General features: G+C 52.7%; 1 rRNA gene. It reads left to right on the top strand.

Annotation, left to right across the window (positions count from 1 at the left end):
• Position 1: 1 nt before the first annotated feature.
• Positions 2–2,893: ribosomal RNA gene (locus tag ACFYKT_RS22245) — 23S ribosomal RNA — on the top strand; the annotation flags it as partial.

Below are 2,893 nucleotides of genomic sequence, written 5' to 3'. Positions count from 1 at the left end.
AGGTTAAGTTAGAAAGGGCGCACGGTGAATGCCTAGGCACTAGGAGCCGATGAAGGACGGGACTAACACCGATATGCTTCGGGGAGCTGTAAGTAAGCTTTGATCCGGAGATTTCCGAATGGGGGAACCCTCTATCCGTAATGGGATAGAATCTTTACCTGAATACATAGGGTATTGAAGGCAGACCCGGGGAACTGAAACATCTAAGTACCCGGAGGAAGAGAAAGCAAAAGCGATTCCCTGAGTAGCGGCGAGCGAAACGGGATTAGCCCAAACCAAGAGGCTTGCCTCTTGGGGTTGTAGGACACTCTATACGGAGTTACAAAGGAACGAGGTAAATGAACAGGTCTGGAAAGGCCGGCCAGAGAAGGTAAAAGCCCTGTAGTTGAAACTTCGTTCCCTCCAGAGTGGATCCTGAGTACGGCGGGACACGAGAAATCCCGTCGGAAGCAGGGAGGACCATCTCCCAAGGCTAAATACTCCCTAGTGACCGATAGTGAACCAGTACCGTGAGGGAAAGGTGAAAAGCACCCCGGAAGGGGAGTGAAAGAGATCCTGAAACCGTGTGCCTACAAGTAGTTAGAGCCCGTTAATGGGTGATAGCGTGCCTTTTGTAGAATGAACCGGCGAGTTACGATTACATGCAAGGTTAAGTTGAACAGACGGAGCCGCAGCGAAAGCGAGTCTGAATAGGGCGAATGTAGTATGTGGTCGTAGACCCGAAACCAGGTGATCTACCCATGTCCAGGTTGAAGTTCAGGTAACACTGAATGGAGGACCGAACCCACGCACGTTGAAAAGTGCGGGGATGAGGTGTGGGTAGCGGAGAAATTCCAATCGAACTTGGAGATAGCTGGTTCTCTCCGAAATAGCTTTAGGGCTAGCCTCATGTAGTAAGAGTCTTGGAGGTAGAGCACTGTTTGGACTAGGGGCCCCCATCGGGTTACCGAATTCAGACAAACTCCGAATGCCAAAGACTTATCCATGGGAGTCAGACTGCGAGTGATAAGATCCGTAGTCAAGAGGGAAACAGCCCAGACCACCAGCTAAGGTCCCAAAGTATACGTTAAGTGGAAAAGGATGTGGAGTTGCTTAGACAACCAGGATGTTGGCTTAGAAGCAGCCACCATTTAAAGAGTGCGTAATAGCTCACTGGTCGAGTGACTCTGCGCCGAAAATGTACCGGGGCTAAACGTATCACCGAAGCTGTGGATGGACATCTTACGATGTCCGTGGTAGGAGAGCGTTCTAAGGGCGTTGAAGCTAGACCGTAAGGACTGGTGGAGCGCTTAGAAGTGAGAATGCCGGTATGAGTAGCGAAAGATGGGTGAGAATCCCATCCACCGAATGCCTAAGGTTTCCTGAGGAAGGCTCGTCCGCTCAGGGTTAGTCGGGACCTAAGCCGAGGCTGAAAAGCGTAGGCGATGGACAACAGGTTGATATTCCTGTACCACCTCTTTACCGTTTGAGCAATGGGGGGACGCAGAAGGATAGGGTAAGCGCACTGCTGGATATGTGCGTCTAAGCAGTTAGGCTGCAAGCGAGGAAAATCCCGTTTGCGTGAAGGCTGAGCTGTGATAGCGAGGGAAATATAGTACCGAAGTTCCTGATTCCACACTGCCAAGAAAAGCCTCTAGCGAGGGAAAAGGTGCCCGTACCGCAAACCGACACAGGTAGGCGAGGAGAGAATCCTAAGGTGAGCGAGAGAACTCTCGTTAAGGAACTCGGCAAAATGACCCCGTAACTTCGGGAGAAGGGGTGCTCTTTGGGGTGTTAAAGCCTCGAAGAGCCGCAGTGAATAGGCCCAGGCGACTGTTTAGCAAAAACACAGGTCTCTGCGAAGCCGCAAGGCGAAGTATAGGGGCTGACGCCTGCCCGGTGCTGGAAGGTTAAGAGGAGGGGTTAGCGCAAGCGAAGCTCTGAATTGAAGCCCCAGTAAACGGCGGCCGTAACTATAACGGTCCTAAGGTAGCGAAATTCCTTGTCGGGTAAGTTCCGACCCGCACGAAAGGCGTAACGATCTGGGCACTGTCTCAACGAGAGACTCGGTGAAATTATAGTACCTGTGAAGATGCAGGTTACCCGCGACAGGACGGAAAGACCCCGTGGAGCTTTACTGTAGCCTGATATTGAATTTCGGTACAGCTTGTACAGGATAGGTAGGAGCCTTGGAAGCCGGAGCGCCAGCTTCGGTGGAGGCATTGGTGGGATACTACCCTGGCTGTATTGAAATTCTAACCCATGCCCCTTATCGGGGCAGGAGACAGTGTCAGGTGGGCAGTTTGACTGGGGCGGTCGCCTCCTAAAGTGTAACGGAGGCGCCCAAAGGTTCCCTCAGAATGGTTGGAAATCATTCGTAGAGTGTAAAGGCACAAGGGAGCTTGACTGCGAGACCTACAAGTCGAGCAGGGACGAAAGTCGGGCTTAGTGATCCGGTGGTTCCGCATGGAAGGGCCATCGCTCAACGGATAAAAGCTACCCCGGGGATAACAGGCTTATCTCCCCCAAGAGTCCACATCGACGGGGAGGTTTGGCACCTCGATGTCGGCTCATCGCATCCTGGGGCTGTAGTCGGTCCCAAGGGTTGGGCTGTTCGCCCATTAAAGCGGTACGCGAGCTGGGTTCAGAACGTCGTGAGACAGTTCGGTCCCTATCCGTCGTGGGCGCAGGAAATTTGAGAGGAGCTGTCCTTAGTACGAGAGGACCGGGATGGACGCACCGCTGGTGTACCAGTTGTTCTGCCAAGGGCATCGCTGGGTAGCTATGTGCGGAAGGGATAAGTGCTGAAAGCATCTAAGCATGAAGCCCCCCTCGAGATGAGATTTCCCATAGCGTCAAGCTAGTAAGACCCCTGAAAGATGATCAGGTTGATAGGTTTGAGGTGGAAGCGTGG

The sequence above is a fragment of the Cytobacillus mangrovibacter genome, from assembly GCF_042865275.1.
Lineage (GTDB): Bacteria > Bacillota > Bacilli > Bacillales > Cytobacillaceae > Cytobacillus > Cytobacillus mangrovibacter.
Note: the sequence above shows the minus strand (reverse complement) of the source record. Positions and strands in the feature narration are given on the sequence as shown.